Here is a 2,273-nt window from a genome sequence, read left to right on the forward strand (position 1 = left end):
GCCTTCACCGACATCATGCGTAAGATCCAGTGGGCCTGTGGCTGGGTGGAGGTGCATCTGCGCCGCGGCATGAGCGATCAGAGCGAACAGGCGGCGCAGCGCAGCCGCTTTGCGTTCGATATGTTGGCGGCAGTGATCGAGAAGAAGCGGTACAAGGGCGCTTGCACCGCCCTCGTCACCGAACTCGCCATGCGGCTGAACTGTGACCCGGTCGCCGTCGGCGTGATGCGCCGGCGCTGGACGCGCGTTGCGGCGGTGTCGCATTCGGCGGCATTCGACGGCAAGGTCAGCTTCATGCGCGACATCGCGGCGGCGATGGACGAGGCAATCGACCAGCGGGCCGTGGTCGTCGCGCCACCGCGCCAGGGTCAGGAATATCGGGTCAGCATCGCGCACGAAGCCTTGACGCGCCAGTACAAGAATGGCGCCGCCCTGACCGTGCCGCTGCAGAGCAACGGCACGATGACGGGCGCGCTTACCTTCCTGCGGCCCGCCGACGCGAGCTTTGACCAGGAGACGATCTACCTTTGCGATGCAGTCGCGGCCGTGGTCGGACCGGTGCTCGAGGAAAAACGCGGTAACGACCGGACGATCTTCACCAAGGCGATCGAAGCGGGCTGGATCCAGATCAAGAGGCTGCTTGGCCCGCGCTTCATCGGGCGCAAGATTGCGACGCTGGCCGCGGTGGCGATAGCGGCCTATCTGAGCGTCGCCACCTCACCCTATGCGGTAACGGCGCCCGCGGTCATTCGCGGTTCGGTGCAGCGAACCATCGTTGCCCCGTTCAGCGGCTATGTTCTGGCTGAATTCGCCAAGGCAGGCGAAACGGTGCGCAAGGATCAGGTGCTGGCGCAACTCGATGATCAGGATCTGAATTTCGAACGGCTGCGGCTGGTCACCACCAAGGCTCAGAAGGAGACGGAATTCGACCGCGCTCTGGCGCGTGGCGAGCGCGCCGAAAGCCAGATCATCGAGGCCCAGATCAAGCAGGCGGACGCGCAGCTGTCGCTGATCGACGAACAACTGCGGCGCACCCGACTGGTGGCGCCGTTTGACGGATTCATCGTCGCCGGCGATCTGTCGCAATCGGTCGGCGCGGCGGTCGAGCGTGGCCAGGAATTGTTTCACATCGCGCCACTCGATTCTTACCGCGTTGTCCTGGAAGTCGACGAAAGCGACATCGATGACATCAAGATCGGCCAGACCGGCCAGTTGCGGGTCAGCGCGTTGCCGAGGGAGCCGCTGCCATACAAGATCGAACAGATCACCTCTGTCTCGCGACAGGGCAACGGCCGCAACTCGTTCATGGTCGAGGCTTCGCTCGCCGGGTCCCTCGAGCGGCTGCGTCCTGGCATGGAGGGCGTCAGCAAGACCCATGTGGATGAACGGCTGCTGTTCTTCGTCTACACCCAGAAGATGATCGACTGGCTGCGCCTGACCCTCTGGCGCTGGGCGGGCTGACCATGGACGGGAGCTATTTCAGTTCGTCCTGGTATCGCGTTGCGCAATTGAAGCCGCGGCTGCGAAGCCAGGTGAGCATCCACCGCACGATCTTTCGCAACCAGGTCTGGTATGTGATGCAGGATCGGACCTCTGGCCGCTTCCATCGCTTCACGCCGGAGGCCTATTTCATCATCAGCCTGATGACGGGCCGACGTACCATGCAAGACGTGTGGGACAACGCCTGCGAACACCTCGACGAAAAGGTCATTACGCAAGACGCGGTGATCCGTCTTTTGGGGCAGCTTCACGCAGCGGATGTGCTGTTCGGCGACATTCCGCCCGACATCGAGGAAATCGCCGACCGCGCCAGCAAGCAGCACAACCGCAAGCTTCTGTCGAAATTCGCCAATCCGCTGGCTATCCGCGTCGGGCTGTTCGATCCGAACGAGTTCCTGAACGCGACCTATCCGCTGGTGCGGCCGTTCCTGTCCTGGTTCGGCGGCGTCGCCTTCCTCGCGCTGGTTGCCTATTCGATCTTCCTTGCCGCGATGAACTGGCAGGCGCTGACCGGCGATGTAACCGACCGGGTTCTGTCGGCCGAGAATATCGTGCTGATCCTGATCGCCTATCCCTTCATCAAGGCTTTGCATGAGCTGGGGCATGCCTTCGCCGTCAAACGTTGGGGCGGCGAGGTGCACGAGATCGGCGTGATGCTGCTCGTGTTCATGCCGGTGCCCTATGTCGACGCGTCGGAGAGCCTGGCATTCCGGGACAAATGGCAGCGCGCCCTGGTGGGTGCGGCAGGCATTATCGGCGAGGGGCTGTTAGCC

The 2,273-nt window shown here is 63.1% G+C and carries 1 protein-coding gene and 1 pseudogene; both read left to right on the top strand.

The window, feature by feature from the left end; all coding sequences use genetic code 11:
• On the top strand, positions 1 to 1,461 hold a 1,461-nt coding region (locus EN939_RS30700), incomplete at its 5' end, for an HlyD family efflux transporter periplasmic adaptor subunit (protein ID WP_127271396.1).
• Positions 1,462 to 1,463: 2 nt separating this feature from the next.
• A pseudogene (locus EN939_RS30705) lies at positions 1,464 to 2,273 on the top strand (M50 family metallopeptidase); the annotation flags it as partial.

Source organism: Mesorhizobium sp. M7A.F.Ca.CA.002.05.1.1 (assembly GCF_003998335.1).
Taxonomy (GTDB): domain Bacteria; phylum Pseudomonadota; class Alphaproteobacteria; order Rhizobiales; family Rhizobiaceae; genus Mesorhizobium.